We start from the raw sequence: 17,118 nt of genomic DNA, 5'->3' as shown, positions 1-17,118 counted from the left end.
TATTATGATTAATTTATTTGTTATCTCTTACTCTTTTTATTTAAAAATGCTGCACCTACACCTGTTGTTATAGTTCCTATTACTGTCATTACTGCTGTATAACCTGTCTTAGGTAAATTATTTTTACCATTAGTAATTGTGCTATTATCTTCCTCGTTATTTACTATTACTGTTATTTCTTTTATAGTTTTAACGCCTTGACTATCAATTACTTCATACACTACTTTATAAGTTCCAGCTTTACTTGTATCTACTGTATTTTCTATAACTTTTATATTTTTCGTTATATCTCCGTCTTCCTTATCCTCAGCTGTTACTCCATCCATTGGATTAAATTTTTCCCCTACTTTAAGTGTCTTGTTTTTTGCATTTATTACTGGTGCATTGTTTATTTCAATAGATTTTGGATTTACTGTAATAATTCTTTTGACCATAGTTTTATTACCATCTGAATCTGTTACTTCATATGTTATCTCATATTTTCCTGGCTTATTTGTATTTACTTCGCCAATTACTTTTATATCTTTTGTTATATTTCCATCCTCAGTATCTTCTGCTGTTACCCCAGCCATCGGATCGAATGTGTCACCCTCTTTTATACTACAGTTGTCAGCCCCACTTATTACCGGTTTGTCATTGCTTCTAACTATTATTGTTATAGTTTTTGTAGTCTTAGCACCCTTGCTATCAGTCACTTCATATACCACTTTATAAGTTCCTGTTTTACTTGTATCTACTGTATTTTCTATAACTTTTATGTTCTTTGTTATGTCTCCGTCTTCTTTATCATTTGCCGTTATACCATCTAACGGATTAAAGATATCTGAAACTTTTATTGTTTTATTTTCTGCTCCATTTATTGTTGGAACACTATTTAAATCTGACCATTTTGGATTTACGGTAACTATTCTTTTGACCATTGTTTTATTACCGTCTGAATCTGTTACTTCATATGTTATCTCATATTTTCCTGGCTTATTTGTATTTACTTCGCCAATTACTTTTATATCTTTTGTTATATTTCCATCCTCAGTATCTTCTGCTGTTACCCCAGCCATCGGATCGAATATATCACCCTCTTTTATACTACAGTTGTCAGCCCCACTTATTATCGGTTTGTCATTACTTCCTATTATTTCAACAGGAACAACTGCTCTTGCTTTCATATTATCACTACTTGCTTGAATAGTTTTAATGAAAATATTAGTTTTACCTTTAGTTTTTGCTATTCCATCTTCAAATAGATCTTTATAATCTGATTTTGAATCAACACCTACTTCAAATATATGATTTTCAAATAACTTATGTCCTGATGAAAGAAACAAATCACTTATAGGAACTTCTATAGCTTTGATATTTGTCCCAATTGGTATCTCTATAGTTTTACCACTATAATATAATTGATCTTGTTTTATTCCATATGAAGGTTTTTCAAATTTACTTTCACCTAATAAGTTCCCTCTACTTGAAAATGGAGCATTAATTTCACAAGTATATGGCTGTGATATTTGATTATCTGTTATATCAAGACCAAGTCCCATTCCATCATATACTTTTGAAGCTGCAGGCCACTTGTCCACATCTAATAATACCTCTGGTATTTCTACTAAATTTTGAAATCTTATATCCAAATTTATTAAGGTGTTTTGAAGTTCTATTATTGTTTCAGGAATTTCTTTTATATTCCCTTTATTTATCCATAAATTTTTCAATTTAGGCAGTCTAAGTACAGCGTTAGGAAATTCTTGAAGGTTATTTTGATTTAAATTTATTTTTTCTAAATTTTTCAAATTACCAACACTATTAGGAACCTTTTCTATTGTTCCACCTGAAAAATCAAGTTCAACTAAATTTTCCAAATCATCAATTTTATCAGGTATATCACTAGCCCCTCCACCTATTAGCTTTTTTATTCTTTTTAAATCATCTTTTGTAATATTTTCTCTACTTTTTTTAGTTGCATTTTCTATAGCTTTTATAAAAGGTTCATTATTTTTCATTTCTATTTCTATCCATGAATCCCCCTTATTTTCCTCGTCCTTCATCGATATATTCTCTTCTGCTGAATATACAGTCATAGGTTCTATTGCTATTGATGAAAATATGCATATTGACATTATTAATGCTAGTATATTTTTTTTGTTCAAACTAATATCCTCCTTTATATTCAATTGAATTTTTATGGATAAAAATTATTTTATAATATGAATTATCAATATAACTATAAATAATGTATTATGTGTGTCTATATCGTTAACTTTTTGATACATTTGTTAACTATATGTCTATTGAATTCATATATAACATCCATATTATCTAGCCTTATATAATATAGAAGCATATAAACAAAAAAAGGTTCATTTTTAATGAACCTTTTTTATATTTATTTTTCTACAGTTATTATTCTTTTTATTAATGTCTTATTTCCACTATGATCATCAGCTAAATAATCGAGTGTATAGTTACCAACTTTATTAGTATCCACATATCCATTTATACTTGTAGTATTAATATCATTATTATCATCTTTAACATAAACACCCTTTTGCTTATCAAAGGTGTCCCCTAATTTAATAGTAACATTATTTGCTCCGATTATTTCTGGAGCTTTATCTGGAACTGACTCTTCACTTATTTTTTCTGTATCTTTTTGAGTAGCCTTCTCAGAATTATTATTTATATTAGTTGTATTATTCATTTCTACTTTTTCCGTAACTTTCTTTTCAATAAAATTATACGCACTCATTGCCGGCATAACTGAAATCAAAATAATACCAACTACTTTATATATATCAATTTTCCTTAAAATTTTAGTGACTTTTCCACTATTCAAACTAGACTTATTACTTTGTACATTTTGTTTTATTTCATGTACTTGATTTCCCGCTGGAATATTAAATATGTCATTACTATTGTACTTAAGTAATAATAATAATGCAGGAAGTGACATTCCATATAACTTACTGCCTTCTTTATATTCATCTAAGTAAATTTTAAGATCTCTTTTTGCACTATTAAGCCTACTTTTAACAGTACCTGTAGGGCACTTAATAATATTTGATATTTCTTCTATTTTTAGTTCACTATAGTAATATAAAAGTACTACAGTCCTTTTCTTAACAGCTAACTTATTAATCATTTCTAATATTATTTTTTTATTCTCATCCTCACAAACTATTAATTCTGGGTTCTCTTCTTCTACAGAGTTTGTAATGTTATCAAAATTATCATCATCTAAAACTATATTTTTATTTTTCTTTATTATGTAACTACATTTTGAAATAGCAATTTTATTTATCCAAAAATTAAATTTGCTTATATCTCTTAATGTACCTATTGACTTGTACACTTGAATAAAAACTTCTTGTGTCGCATCAATACTATCATGTTCATTTTTTAAAATCTTGAAGCATAAGAAATATATTTTTTTATAATAACAATTATATATTTCTTCGAAATCATCTAGATTACCATTTTTGAAACTAACTAATTTACTATCTAAATCCATATAACCTCCTTAATCACTCAATGATTATACCATATATAGTAAAATTTTTTTATTAATTAAATTAAAAAAATATCTATGATATATTAAAGATATATCATAGATATTTTATAAATCATCTTATAATTTTACTATTTTATTCCCACTCAATAGTTGCTGGTGGCTTAGAAGTTACATCATACACTATTCTGTTAACTCCTGGAACTTCATTAACTATTCTTCTGCTTACAAGGTCTAGTATATCGTATGGTATTCTAGCCCATTCAGATGTCATAGCATCATTTGAAGTAACTGCTCTAAGTGCTATTGTGTGACAGTAAGTTCTTTCATCTCCCATAACTCCAACTGACTTTATGTTTGGAAGACAAGCGAAGTATTGCCATATTGTTTCATCAAGGTTTGCATTTGCAATTTCTTCTCTAAATATTGCATCAGCTTCTCTAACAATTTCAAGCTTTTCTGGAGTTATATCTCCAAGTACTCTTATTGCAAGACCAGGACCTGGGAACGGTTGTCTCCATACTAACTTATGAGGTATTCCAAGTTCTTCTCCAACAGCTCTAACTTCATCCTTAAATAACTCTCTTAAAGGTTCTATAAGTTCAAAGTCCATATCTTCTGGAAGTCCTCCAACATTATGGTGTGACTTAATTACTGCTGAAGTATCTGTTCCACTTTCAACTATGTCAGGATATATTGTTCCTTGAACTAAGTAATCTATATCTCCAACTTTGTTTGCTTCTTCTTCAAATACTCTAATGAATTCTTCTCCGATAATCTTTCTCTTAGTTTCAGGATCTGAAACTCCTTTAAGCTTACCTAAGAATCTATCTTCAGCATTAACTCTTATAATATTCATATCAAATTCTTTCTTAAATACTCTCTCAACAGTATCACCTTCATCTTTTCTAAGTAAACCGTGATCTACGAATATACAAGTTAAGTTGTGACCTATAGCTTTATGTACTATCATAGCTGCAACTGATGAATCAACTCCACCTGATAATGCGCATAAAACTTTTTTATCTCCAACTAATTCTTTAATTTCTTTAATCTTATCTTGTGCAAATGAAGCCATTGTCCATGACTTTTCTAATTTACAAATTTCATATAAGAAGTTTCTAAGCATTTGTTGTCCAAATAAAGTATGTTCTACTTCTGGATGGAATTGTACTCCATAAAGATTTCTTTCTTCATTTTGCATTGCTGCAATTGGACATACTTCTGTATGTGCTATTACTTCAAAGTCTGCAGGCGCTTTTGATATGTAATCAGTATGACTCATGTAGCAACTTCCTACGCTGTCAATTCCTTTAAATAACTTTGATTTTGTATCTAATTGAATTTCTGTCTTTCCATATTCTCTTACTGGTGCTGTCTTAACTTCTCCACCTAAAAGATGAGCCATTAATTGATCACCGTAACATATTCCAAGTATAGGAACTCCAATATTAAATATTTCTTTATCTAATTGTGGTGTACCTTCTCCGTAAACACTGTTTGGTCCACCAGTAAATATTATTCCCTTAGGATTCTTCGCCTTTATTTTTTCAAGGCTATATGTATATGGTATTATTTCGCAATAAATTCCACACTCTCTAACTCTTCTTGCTATTAATTGATTATATTGTCCACCAAAGTCAACAACTAAAACTAAATCATTTTTCATGCTTGCCTCCTAGACATACTAAGTTTGTATTTTCTTACTTTTATCTATTAATATTATATCATATCAGAAGAGAAAATTCTCTTCTGATACGAATATTTTTTATATTTTTGTTAATATATTTCGTTATATATTCAAATTATTTCATTACACTATAGTTTGGAGCCTCTTTTGTCATGTTAATATCATGTGGATGACTCTCTCTAAGACCTGCTGAAGTTTGAACAACGAATGTTGCTGTATTGTATAAAGTTTCTAAGTCTTGTGATCCTAAATATCCCATACCTGCTCTTATTCCACCAAGCATTTGGAAAATAGTATCTGAAACTGATCCTTTATAAGCTATTCTTCCTTCTATACCTTCTGGAACTAATTTCTTATTTCCATCTTGGAAGTATCTATCCTTAGATCCTTTAGCCATAGCCCCTAGTGATCCCATTCCTCTGTAAACTTTATAGCTTCTACCTTGGAATATTTCAACTTCTCCTGGAGCTTCTTCACATCCTGCAAATAATGATCCCATCATAGCTGCACAAGCACCTGCTGCTAATGCTTTAACAACATCTCCTGAATACTTAATTCCACCATCTGCAATTACAGGTATGCCATGTTTCTTACCAACTTCAACACAATCCATAACTGCTGTAAGTTGAGGAACCCCAACACCTGCAACTATTCTTGTTGTACATATTGATCCTGGTCCTATACCAACTTTAACACAGTCTGCTCCAGCTTTTATTAAGTCTTCTGTAGCTTCTGGTGTTGCTATGTTACCAGCTATTATTTGAAGTTCTGGATATTTTTCTTTTACTCTGCTAACTGCATCAAGAACTCCTCTTGAATGTCCATGTGCTGTATCGATAGTTATTATATCAACTTTAGCTTTAACTAAAGCATCAACTCTTTCCATCATATCCTTAGTTACTCCAACAGCTGCTCCACATAATAATCTTCCTTTACTATCTTTTGCTGCATTTGGGAATATTCTTGTCTTTTCTATATCTTTTATTGTAATAAGACCTTTTAAGTTTCCGTCTTTATCTACTAATGGAAGTTTTTCAATCTTATGCTTCTTTAATATTTCTTTTGCTTCATCTATAGTTGTTCCTTCTAAAGCTGTTATTAAGTTCTCTTTTGTCATTACTTCTGATATTACTCTTGTCATGTCATCTTCGAAAGTTACATCTCTGTTTGTAAGTATTCCAACTAGTTTTCCGTCAACTGTTATTGGAACTCCTGAGATTCTATATTGAGACATTAATTCTTCTGCATCTTGTAATGTATGTTCTGGTGATAAATATATTGGGTCTGTAATTATTCCGTTTTCTTGTCTCTTTACTTTATCTACCTCTTTAGCTTGTGCTTCTATGCTCATGTTTTTATGAACTATTCCAAGTCCACCTTCTCTAGCCATCGCAATTGCCATCTTTGATTCTGTTACTGTATCCATACTTGCACTTATTAAAGGAATATTTAATGCAATAGTCTTTGTTACGTTAGTTTTTAGTGTTACCCCGTTTGGTAATACCTCAGATTTATTTGGTACTAATAATACATCATCAAATGTATAAGCTTGTTTTAAAATTCTTGCCATTTTTAATTTCCTCCTCTTCTAAACGCTATGTAATATAATAGATAATAAAAAAAGGCGTAGTTAACTTCATAAGTGAAGTTAATACGCCTTTAGACTAATTCTATGCTGAATTAGTATGGTATATCAATTTCACTCATAGTCAGAAATTTAAGGTTTCCGGTAGATACTCCCTGCCGTATTCAGGGGATATATGAGCTCGTTCGTCTTTTAAATTATGATAATTATAAATTAGTTAATGAATTAAGTCAATAGCTTTATATAAGTTATATGAAATAAAGCAGTCATTAATTTGAATTTATGATTTCTTTATTTCATTTATTCATATTCAAATGAACCATCATCGAATTCCACAGTAGTTGTAGATCCACCACTTCCTGATCCGCCACCAGTTCCACCTGATGATGAATTCCAATTTTCTATATATTTTTCTAAAATCTTATCAACTTTTTTTAAGTCATCTTCATTTAATTGATCACTTACAGTAGTATTTTGTGCAGGCGCTTTTACAATATGCATACTTCCAGGCTTAGACATAACTATATTTTTAGCAAATATATTACTATTAGTTAATTTATTTGTTTGACCTGAGTTAGTGATTATTTCTACATCCCCACTACATATAACTACTTTATTAAATTCATCCATGGGCCATGTATTACTATTTTTTATTATTAACTTATCTGCATTTACTATTATAATATCAAAACTAACTGAGTTAGATTTTGTATATCTAAATTTTCCTATTCCATTTACAACATTTGTTCCACCATTAATATTAATATCAATTGCTTTTGATATTAATGGGCTGTATCCACTTCTTTCTATGCAATCCGCTTCTACCACAGGTACCTTAATAACATTAGGTTTGAATATTGCTGATTCGAATCCCTGGGGTTTTACCGTTGGACCTTGTCCTCCACTACCCGGCTTAGTAAATGCTCCTCCTAAGGAAACCTCAGTATCACTCATATCAAAACTACCTAAAGAATCAATACTAATATTATTTTCTGCTACTAGTGAATTACTAAATATATCTTCTGCACGGGGACTTGTGTTACCTGAAGTATTTGTAATCTTCAAGCTACTTTTCACAACTTTTTCAGCTCCCTTATAGCCGTAAGCAGTACTCTTTAGATTAATTTTATTATTATCAACACTATCTTTATTCATCTCCACTACTACACTCTGTACCTCTTCAGTCTTTAAAGGATCCAAATATCTATTATCTAAATTACTTGGATAAGCAGTAATATTACCTAACTTTATTTGTGAATATGCTACTTCAATTCCACTCTCTGCTGCATAAGTTAAATCTTCATATCCCTTTTCAGCATCATTACTACTCAAAGTTGCTACAACAGATGTAACTACAATTGATGCTATCGTCATAAAAAACATACTCATTGCCATAACTGCTATTATCGATGAACCCCTCTTCTTACCTTTCACAACCCACTCCCCCAATCTAATACATTAATTAAATTATAATTCAAAAAATCACTTTTTTCAACAATTTTATTACATTTTTTACATTTTTAAACACAAAAAAAAGAACTAATTACTTAGTTCTTTTAATAGCCATATTCTAAGGATCCCCAATAGTCTACATCAGTTCCAACATCGCCTGATGTATCCCAATCATTAGCAAATAACCCTATAAATTTATTTATATTTTTTATATCATCTTTATCAAATGGAGAATGACCGAAATCTATACTACCAGGCTCAGCATATGGCGGATGTACAAATTGAAGCGCTCCCGTAACCCCAAAATCTACTTTTTTACCAATTATAGAACCATATGAATATTGTATTGTAGATGGTATTTCCATTTTTATATCTCCACTGCATATAATCATACATCGTTTTATATTGTCTCCGTTTAATTCTAAAACTAATTCATCTGCATTTATTAAATAAACATTATACAAATCAGCATCCGCCGGATTAGAATTGCCAGTATCATTATATGCAATTTTCACTACACCTTTATTTCCCTTAATTATTTTACTTCCATCACTTTGTAAATTATCACTTGGGTTATCTCCAGTTGATGCTAAGTAATCTAATTCTTTTATTAACGTACTTCCACTTCCTACTCGTACTTTACTTTTTCCCGTTGCATCTTTATCCATTTTCTGAAAATTATATTTAGGAAGATTAAACTCCGCCGACTCTTTATCCCCCGTCGCAACTGAACCACCCTCTAAAGAGGGTGTTACTATGCTTGAGTTAATTGGTCCTGTCATTATTGACCCTGATTCAACTTCAGTAACTTTTCCGCAAATAGAATATTTAAATAAATCTCCACTTTTTAGTTTTTTGTTAATTCTAGCTTGTACTATTCTTTCTTTACCATCTAAAGTATTCTTAGCAAGGCTCTCTATATCATAGTATTTCTTATATCCTTCTGGTGTAATTTCTTTTACAAATTTAACTTTAACCTTTACTTCCATATCGTTAAAACTTGTTATTATAGGATTATCTTTCGTACTACCTTCTGCCATAGAATTATATTCTCCAGCATAGGCTCTTACAACGGCATCATCTACTCCTGATTCAGCAGCATATAATAAATCTTCCCATTCTTCTTCTGCTGAATTGCTTTTTGTTGTTGCTACTACAGCTGTTACAGTTATACCTGAAATTACTGCAAAAACAAGTGCAACACCAAGAACAAATATAAGTGATGATCCTTTATTTTTTAATCCTATCTTCATATCAACCATCCTTGTAAAATTAATTTCTTGTTACAACTATACTTTCATATTTATCCGTTCTTCCTCTGCTATCTTCAAATTCTAATGTAACCTTATATCGTTTTGAATCAATCGTTCCATCTGAGTTTCTTAGTTCTTCTACTTTAAAATCTTTAACTTCTGTAAACTCACTAGTTACTTTATTTAATGAGTTTATCGGTAATGCTTCAGCTATTTCTGATTTATAAATTTCTTTATTTGTATCATCGTATACATATGCACAACTCATTACATCACCATTTTTTTTGTACGTAAATGTTATAACAGGTCTAACTGCAACGGATGGCAAAGTATATACATCGCCATTTATAGTCACTTGTCCTCCTGAGTATGCTGGATTTACTTCTACAAACTTTGCACCTCTTATATTATCTTCAATATGAGAGTATATAACCCTTGCCTTATCCTGAAATATATTTTCTTTCTGCGCTATTGAAAAATTCTTGCTTAAGCTTACACATAATGTTAATACTAATGCTCCTAAAACACTTGAAATAGCTATCACTGCCATTAACTCAACTAATGTTAACCCTTTATTTTTCTTCTTTATTCTTACCATATTATTTCACCTACTACTTTGGTGCTAAATAAGTTTTTCTATTAATTTCACTTACTTCTCCTGCACCCATATCCCATGACCAACTTTCAATAATATATACTCCTTTTGAATTGTCCCATTCAACTTTTACCCCTAATGTATATTCATTACCTAAGTTTTGAAAATCATCAGCTAATCCAGAACCAACTTTGTATGAACTTAATCCACTAATATTATATTTTATTAAACTATCTGAAAAATTCTTTATATCAAGTTCATCATCAACACCAATTTTATACTCTCCATTTATAGAATCTTTAGCTACACCTGCTGGTGCTAATGGTCTATCTGATTTCAACATCTCAAAAAAAGATTTTGAATTTATATTAGAATTATACGTTCTTTGATTTAATGAATTATATTTTATTGCCATGCTTAATAAAGACATTAAGGCTAACATAACTATTGTAAACATAGCTAATCCAGCCATAACTTCTATAAGTGTGAACCCTTTTTTCTTCTTCAATTTAGCACCTCCAATGTTTCATTAGCGTTCTTTTAATTGAAGTCATATTCTTCTTTTTCGTTTTTACCTTGTTCTGAAATATAGTAAATTATTCTTATAGAACTATCTTTCTCATCCAAATTCAAAGTATCTACTACAAGTATTCTATCTGTATTTTCTAATTCATTAACAAAACCTATTACATCGCCTTCATTTCCTTGAAGTTCTAAAAAGACATCTAAATATTTTAAACCATTTAAATTTTTTACCATTTCATTTTCTTTTTGGTCCTCAGTATTCTTTTTCTCAGCATCTTGATTAGCTTCTTTTTCTTCAAATATCTTTGCTTCTTCGAATTTAGATGATTTAATATTCAATTTATGTTTTTTTGCCATCTCATTTAAGTCATTGGCTACTAAAGGATATTTATCTAACTCTGGTAAGCTTTCTGCAGCTTTTTTATATTCAGCATTAAGACTTTCTAATTCTTTATTTCTATTTGCAATTTCATTTTGAATATTTTTCACAGCTTCAATTTCTTTTGTAAGCTTTTGATTTTCTTTAACTAGTGGCTCTGTTTTCTTGAAATTTGGTTGTATTATCAAAATATAACAAATTGCCAATATAGACATTATTCCAATAGTTCCTAGAAGGATTTTCTCGTTTTTTGAAAGTTCTCTATTGTCCTTGCTGAGTTTGAACATTTTCATCAACTCCTTCTATAATTATTTTTCCATTGAAAACAAATCCTTTTCCTTTATCTTCATTGTATCCATTTAAATGTGATTTTTTAAACAAATCATTTTCTCTTAAATTCGCCCAAAATTTATTTATATCTTCTACACTTTTAGCGTTTCCATCTATATTTATTGAGCTTTGATTTTTTGAGAATCCTGTATTCTTATAATCTATTGTTAGTTTAATTCCACTTTGTTTTTCAGCTTCACTCTTTAATAATTTAATAAGTTCATCAGTATCTTTATCTTTTATAGTCTTTAGTGAATTTGCAACTTGTATATGCTTTTTAGTAAGATCAATTTGTAATTGTAATCTTTCCTTTTCTAGCACTTGTGACTTACTCTCTTGTAATTTCATTTTTAACTTATTATTTTGTATATTTAAATACAACTCTCTCGCTGTAACTCCACCGAAGCTTAATGCAACCATCAATGCTATCGCTACTATAGCTATTAATGTATTATTTTTCCTTCTATTTTCTATAGTACCTTTTCCATACTCTCTTGGGAGTAAATTTAATTCTTTACCCATTCCTATCTACTCCTTCCTTAATAATAAACCGTACGGATATATATAATCCTTTAATGCTAATTTCTTTGGAGCTTTTACATTTAATTTAATATCACTAAAATCCGGTCCATCACTAACAATTGAGTTTAAATATGATTCTAAATATTTATCTATACCTCTTATCTCTTTACCACTTCCAATTACGATTAATCTATCTAAATGTTTCTTGGCTTTTCCAGTCATACAGTAATCAATAAATGAATTAAATTCTCCTACTATAGTTTTCATTAATCTATCTATATTCTCATTAGACTCAATATCAACATCAGTTAAATCTATAGTTTTTAAAAAATCATTATAATCATTTAAACTTTCTATAGTATTTGGTGCTGCATTTGCAATACCAAAACTTTGATATCTTTCAAATAATAATTTATCCCACTCAATTATTGATATTGAGCTAGTATCTGCACTTAAATCTAATACGCCAACTGTTTTACTGTAACTTTTAGAATTTTTCTTTAGACTTCTAACAAATCTAGTAGCAACTGTTGCATAAGCATCAATAGCTTCTATTTTTAATTTCAACTTATTAGCAAGCTCAATATAACTTTCTACCTTTGTTTTCTCTACAGCAACAACAACTATCTTAGCCTTTGTTGCTCCTTGCGCCTTACTGTTCATAACTTCAAAATCAAAGTATAAATATTCTATTCTATCCCCTATAACTTGTCTAAGTTCAAATTCAACCGAATCTCTAAGTGCTTCATCCTTCATAAATGGAAGTTCAATATGTCTTATTATTATATCTTCACCTCTTAAGACGAAATATGCATCCTTTGCCTTTTTCTTTTTAAGCATAGGCCTTATAGCATCTGCAATTGCATCAACATTTTTTATGCAGTCATCCTTATAAGCTCCCTTTGGTGTCTCAATTACCATTCCATCTGCTATGCTATATTTATGTCCAATCAAAACTGATATAGTCTTACTTGTTATATCTATAGCAACTCTCTCTTTATCAAACATTTTACTCCCCCTCTTAATTTAAAAAAAAGTTGACATATACCATAATATTATTTCATTTCCATACATAACAGTTATAAATCCAGCTATTGCTATGTATGGTCCGAAGGCCATTTCTGCTCCTCTTTCTTTTTTCCTATAAATCATAATAATGATAAGTGCAACTATTCCACCTATTATTATTGATAAAAATAAATTTAACAAACTTAGTTTAAAGCCTAAAAATAATCCCATAAAAAAGACTATTTCTACATCTCCCCACCCCATAGCTCCAAAGTAATAAAATATTGCTATTATTCCAGCTGGCACTACTGCTGCTAATATATAATTAATTAAATTTATTTCTTGACCTGTAAAATATCCTATCACTAAAAAAATAAGCCCTCCAATTAGGCCTGTTATTATAGTATTTGTATAAACATCTTGTGTTTTAAAATCAATCATACCTATTACTATTAAAATTGATGTGAAAAACATATACTGTATAAGTTCTAGAGAAAATCCAAACTTTAAATATACTAGTAAAAATAAAAACCCTGTAACCGCTTCTATAATAGGATATTGTATCGAAACTTTTTCTTTACAATACCTACATTTACCTTTTAATAATATATAGCTTAAAATAGGGATCAGATCTTTAGCTTTTAGGTTTTCTCCACAGCTTCCACAATGTGATGGTGGATATGCAATCGATTCTTCTTTCATTACTCTATATATACATACATTTAAAAAACTACCTATAATTGCTCCGAATATAAATATTCCTATCATTAAAATTAATTCCATGTATATCCCTCCTTTGTTTTAAAATAAGCCTCTTTTAATAAGAGGCTTATTTTTTATTTAATAATTATTATTTTTCTGAACCGCCTGTTGAATCTTCTTTAAATGTTCCTGTCCAGATTCCACCTTCTCCAATTACAACTTCTTTTTTACCATCAGTAGCTTCTTTTAATTTGTCAAGTGTGACAGTATCAGCAATCATATCAATTCCATCTAAATCAGCATATTCTGTTAAATTCTCATCTGCTATTCCCTTTTTAACATCTGAAACTTCACAATTTGCTGGAGCTGCTAATGGTACAGTTACTTTTGCATTATATGCTTCATATGCCATTAAAACACTTCTAGATTGAGCTATTACTTTAGATCTTTTAGCATCTTGCATGTATCCAAATACCTTTGGTACTAATACCGCTGCTAAAATACCTATAATTGCTATAACTGCAATTAATTCAATTAGAGTAAATCCTTTTTTCTTTCTTTTCTTTAAAGTTTTGATCATAATTATACCTCCATAAATAATAATTTATTATAAAATAAAGTCTTTCTTGGACATTTATCTTATTTACATAACTTTTATTGCATCCATCATACTAAACATTGGTAACATTATTGATGTAATTATAAATAGTACTATTACCGATAATCCAACTATTAACAATGGTTCTATTAATGTAACTAACTTTTCTGTAGCGTACTCAACTTCCCCATCATAATAATCTGAAGTTTTTCTTAATATATCATCTAATGTTCCTGTTTCTTCTCCAATAGTTATCATTTGAGTAAGCATCAAAGGAAAAACTTCTAAATCTTCAATTGTCTTACCTATTGGATTTCCTTTTTTTATATCTTCTTTTGCTATATCAAGTCTCTCTTCTATAAACTTATTTTCTAGTACTTTCCCTGCAATATCTATCCCTGTAATAAGCCCAATTCCAGATGCATTAAGTATTGCAAATGTATTTGCAAATCTAGCCGCAACAAGTTGTCTATTTATACTTCCAAACAAAGGTCCTTTAATGCTATTCTCATCAGACTTTCTTATATAGTTTGGATCCTTATCTAAAACCAATTTTTTAAATGCAATATAAATTCCTACTATTATAAGTAATATAAACCAATATTTTTTAAATACATTGCTTATTAATACTAGTAGCTTAGTAGGAAGTGGCAATTCTGCCCCTGCACTTTTTAAATTCTCTATAAACTGTGGAACAACAAATGTCATCATTGCCATTACTATTAATACAGCAAATGTCAATACAACTTTAGGATACATAGTTGCAGAACTTACTTTTTGTTTTTGCTTATATTGCTTCTCATAATATTTAGCTAGTTCACTCATTACAAATTCTAATCTCCCTGATGCTTCACCAGCTTCAATCATACTTACCATAAGGTTTGGTATGTCTTCTTCAAATCTTAAAGCATCCGCAAAACTTCTTCCTCTTTGAACTTGCTCTTTAGTCCTTATTAAAACTTCCTTTAACTTCTTATTATGGCATTGAGCTATAGATAGCTCTAAAGCCCTAACCATTGGAGTTCCAGCTTCTAATGTAAAAGAAAATTGTCTACAGAAAAGTGATAAATCCTTAAGAGTAATTTTATTAAATAAATTTATCTCTATATCTTTATTACCAATTCCCTCTTGTATAAGCTCAGTAGGATAATATCCTCTCTCCCTTAAGCTTTTAACAACCTCTTTTTTACTCTGTGCTTCTAAGGTACCTTTTATGGTTACATTTTCATTATTAATAGCTACATATTTAAAAACAGCCATATCCCATACTTCCCTCTCTATCTATTCTTTTAAGAATGCTACTCTCATTAATTCTTCTATTGTTGTTATTCCTTCCAGGACATGTTCAACACAAGCATCTCTTAAAGTCTTCATTCCATTCTTTATTGCACTATCTCTTATTTCATCTGAATTTCTACCACTCGATATTACTTCCCTAACTTCTTTATTGATATCTAATATTTCATAAATCCCAACTCTTCCTTTATAGCCTGTCCCATTACAGAATGGACATCCATCCCCTTTTTTCAGTCTCAGTTCATCATTATAATTAAAACCTAATATTTCTTTTTCTCTTTCTTTTGCGTCATACCAAACTGAACATTTAGGGCAATTCTTTCTAACAAGCCTCTGTGCTATAATCCCTGTAACTGATGTTGATATTAAATATGGTTCTATTCCCATATCAACCAACCTTGCAACTGTTGATGGTGCATCATTTGTATGAAGTGTACTTAACACAACATGTCCTGTTATTGATGCCCTTACTGCAATCTCTGCTGTCTCACCATCTCTAATTTCTCCAACCATTATTATATCTGGATCTTGTCTAAGTATTGATCTAAGTCCTGATGCAAATGTTAGTCCTGTTTTGACATTAACATTAACTTGATTAATACCATTTATAGAAAATTCTACTGGATCCTCAACAGTTATTATGTTCTGTTGAATAGTATTTAGTTCACTAAGAACTGCATACAATGTAGTTGATTTACCACTTCCAGTAGGACCTGTTACCAAAATAATTCCATAAGGATTACTTAATATACTGTTTAATTTAACTAAATCGTCATCTCTCATACCTAACTTCTGTTTATCAATTAGTTCTACATTTCGAGCAAGTATTCTTATAACTACCTTCTCTCCATTTATAGTAGGTAACACTGAAACTCTAAGGTCGACTTCTTTACCATTTACTCTAGTTAATATTCTTCCGTCTTGAGGTACTCTTTTTTCTGCTATATTTAAATTTGCTAATATTTTAATTCTTGTTACTAACGAGTTATGTGAGTTTTTAGGAATCTCTAACATTTTTTGTAGTTGTCCATCAACTCTCGCTCTGATTCTTACAATATCTTCAAATGGTTCTATATGAATATCACTAGCTTTTAATATTACTGCGTTACCTATAATTGTGTTAACTAACTTAACTACCGGCGCATCCTTAGTCTCTTCACTTTCTCCAAATTGATCTTGCTTTTTATTATCTAATTCATTTGCTTTTTCTTCTGCAACTAAATCTTGTGCAACTTTTTCTGCATATTGTTTTTTATACTTACTTTCTATAGCTTTTTTTATATCACTTTCACTAGCAAGATACTTAACTGTCTTAAGACCAGTAATTAATCTAATATCATCAACAACTATTATGTTGTATGGATCAGACATTGCTACATGAATATTGTTATCTTCTATTTTAAAAGGCATAATATTATGTTGCTTACATAAATTTTCTGGTACTTTTCTTATTGCCTCTTCTTGGTATTCTATATAATCTAACTTTACTCTCTTTATCCCCAACTGAATTTCTAGTACGGCTAATATGTCATCCTCATTAACAAGATCTTCTTCTAATAAGATTTCTCCTAATCTTTTTCCTTGCATAGCTTGTTTTCTTAATGCTTCTACTAACTGAATTTGAGTTATCTTACCTGCTTGAACTAATATGTCTCCTAATCTCATTTTTGTTTTCATA

General features: G+C 29.9%; 15 protein-coding genes and 1 riboswitch. All 15 genes read right to left on the bottom strand.

All coding sequences use genetic code 11. The features are described 5' to 3' along the window. Positions 1–20: 20 nt before the first annotated feature. The 15 genes from RSF37_RS08760 to RSF37_RS08690 all read right to left on the bottom strand — a co-directional run bounded on the left by RSF37_RS08760 (position 21) and on the right by RSF37_RS08690 (position 17,117). Positions 21–2,147, bottom strand: coding sequence for an immunoglobulin-like domain-containing protein (locus RSF37_RS08760; protein WP_332564029.1), 2,127 nt, complete (start codon positions 2,145–2,147; stop codon positions 21–23). Between the two features lie 236 nt (positions 2,148–2,383). Then, positions 2,384–3,508 (bottom strand): sigma-70 family RNA polymerase sigma factor, encoded by a 1,125-nt coding sequence (locus RSF37_RS08755; RefSeq protein WP_332564028.1) that lies wholly within the window; start codon positions 3,506–3,508, stop codon positions 2,384–2,386. A gap of 133 nt (positions 3,509–3,641) precedes the next feature. Then, positions 3,642–5,174, bottom strand: a complete 1,533-nt coding sequence (gene guaA / locus RSF37_RS08750) for a glutamine-hydrolyzing GMP synthase (protein ID WP_332564027.1) — start codon at positions 5,172–5,174, stop codon at positions 3,642–3,644. Between the two features lie 136 nt (positions 5,175–5,310). Then, on the bottom strand, positions 5,311–6,765 hold the full coding sequence (gene guaB / locus RSF37_RS08745) for an IMP dehydrogenase (RefSeq protein WP_332564026.1): 1,455 nt from the start codon (positions 6,763–6,765) through the stop codon (positions 5,311–5,313). A gap of 116 nt (positions 6,766–6,881) precedes the next feature. Then, positions 6,882–6,979: riboswitch (purine riboswitch) on the bottom strand. 101 nt (positions 6,980–7,080) lie between these two features. Beyond that, positions 7,081–8,214: a hypothetical protein gene (locus RSF37_RS08740; protein WP_332564025.1), complete on the bottom strand. Its 1,134-nt coding sequence runs from the start codon at positions 8,212–8,214 to the stop codon at positions 7,081–7,083. A gap of 122 nt (positions 8,215–8,336) precedes the next feature. Further along, positions 8,337–9,485 carry a hypothetical protein gene (locus tag RSF37_RS08735; RefSeq protein WP_332564024.1) on the bottom strand — a complete coding sequence of 383 codons (1,149 nt, stop codon included), beginning with the start codon at positions 9,483–9,485 and terminating at the stop codon, positions 8,337–8,339. A gap of 19 nt (positions 9,486–9,504) precedes the next feature. Further along, entirely contained in the window at positions 9,505–10,083 is a 579-nt protein-coding gene (locus tag RSF37_RS08730) for a PilW family protein (protein WP_332564023.1), read from the bottom strand. Between the two features lie 13 nt (positions 10,084–10,096). Next, a complete protein-coding gene (locus RSF37_RS08725; protein WP_332564022.1) occupies positions 10,097–10,588 on the bottom strand; it encodes a type IV pilus modification PilV family protein in 492 nt (163 codons plus the stop codon). A gap of 32 nt (positions 10,589–10,620) precedes the next feature. Further along, a complete protein-coding gene (locus RSF37_RS08720) occupies positions 10,621–11,271 on the bottom strand; it encodes a hypothetical protein (protein WP_332564021.1) in 651 nt (216 codons plus the stop codon). Next, positions 11,246–11,836: a PilN domain-containing protein gene (locus RSF37_RS08715; protein ID WP_332564020.1), complete on the bottom strand. Its 591-nt coding sequence runs from the start codon at positions 11,834–11,836 to the stop codon at positions 11,246–11,248. The genes RSF37_RS08720 and RSF37_RS08715 overlap by 26 nt, the downstream gene beginning before the upstream one ends. Before the next feature lie 6 nt (positions 11,837–11,842). After that, entirely contained in the window at positions 11,843–12,844 is a 1,002-nt protein-coding gene (pilM, locus tag RSF37_RS08710; protein ID WP_332564019.1) for a type IV pilus biogenesis protein PilM, read from the bottom strand. Between the two features lie 18 nt (positions 12,845–12,862). Continuing rightward, positions 12,863–13,627 (bottom strand): prepilin peptidase, encoded by a 765-nt coding sequence (locus tag RSF37_RS08705; protein ID WP_332564018.1) that lies wholly within the window; start codon positions 13,625–13,627, stop codon positions 12,863–12,865. Positions 13,628–13,694: 67 nt separating this feature from the next. Then, entirely contained in the window at positions 13,695–14,126 is a 432-nt protein-coding gene (locus RSF37_RS08700) for a type II secretion system protein (protein ID WP_332564017.1), read from the bottom strand. Between the two features lie 63 nt (positions 14,127–14,189). Then, entirely contained in the window at positions 14,190–15,404 is a 1,215-nt protein-coding gene (locus RSF37_RS08695; protein WP_332564016.1) for a type II secretion system F family protein, read from the bottom strand. 21 nt (positions 15,405–15,425) lie between these two features. Next, the gene (locus tag RSF37_RS08690) at positions 15,426–17,117 is read right to left on the bottom strand and encodes a GspE/PulE family protein (protein ID WP_332564015.1); all 1,692 of its coding nucleotides are present in this window, start codon (positions 17,115–17,117) and stop codon (positions 15,426–15,428) included. Position 17,118 lies beyond the last annotated feature (1 nt).

The sequence above is a fragment of the Clostridium sp. genome, from assembly GCF_036643715.1.
Lineage (GTDB): Bacteria > Bacillota > Clostridia > Clostridiales > Clostridiaceae > Clostridium.
This window is presented reverse-complemented; position numbering and strand designations above follow the sequence as displayed.

Coding starts and splice junctions, on each gene's coding strand:
- RSF37_RS08755 (WP_332564028.1), bottom strand. CDS start 3,508: ATGGATTTAGATAGTAAATTAGTTAGTTTCAAAAATGGTAATCTAGAT.
- guaA (WP_332564027.1), bottom strand. CDS start 5,174: ATGAAAAATGATTTAGTTTTAGTTGTTGACTTTGGTGGACAATATAAT.
- guaB (WP_332564026.1), bottom strand. CDS start 6,765: ATGGCAAGAATTTTAAAACAAGCTTATACATTTGATGATGTATTATTA.
- RSF37_RS08735 (WP_332564024.1), bottom strand. CDS start 9,485: ATGAAGATAGGATTAAAAAATAAAGGATCATCACTTATATTTGTTCTT.
- RSF37_RS08730 (WP_332564023.1), bottom strand. CDS start 10,083: ATGGTAAGAATAAAGAAGAAAAATAAAGGGTTAACATTAGTTGAGTTA.
- RSF37_RS08720 (WP_332564021.1), bottom strand. CDS start 11,271: ATGTTCAAACTCAGCAAGGACAATAGAGAACTTTCAAAAAACGAGAAA.
- RSF37_RS08715 (WP_332564020.1), bottom strand. CDS start 11,836: ATGGGTAAAGAATTAAATTTACTCCCAAGAGAGTATGGAAAAGGTACT.
- pilM (WP_332564019.1), bottom strand. CDS start 12,844: ATGTTTGATAAAGAGAGAGTTGCTATAGATATAACAAGTAAGACTATA.
- RSF37_RS08705 (WP_332564018.1), bottom strand. CDS start 13,627: ATGGAATTAATTTTAATGATAGGAATATTTATATTCGGAGCAATTATA.
- RSF37_RS08700 (WP_332564017.1), bottom strand. CDS start 14,126: ATGATCAAAACTTTAAAGAAAAGAAAGAAAAAAGGATTTACTCTAATT.
- RSF37_RS08695 (WP_332564016.1), bottom strand. CDS start 15,404: ATGGCTGTTTTTAAATATGTAGCTATTAATAATGAAAATGTAACCATA.
- RSF37_RS08690 (WP_332564015.1), bottom strand. CDS start 17,117: ATGAAAACAAAAATGAGATTAGGAGACATATTAGTTCAAGCAGGTAAG.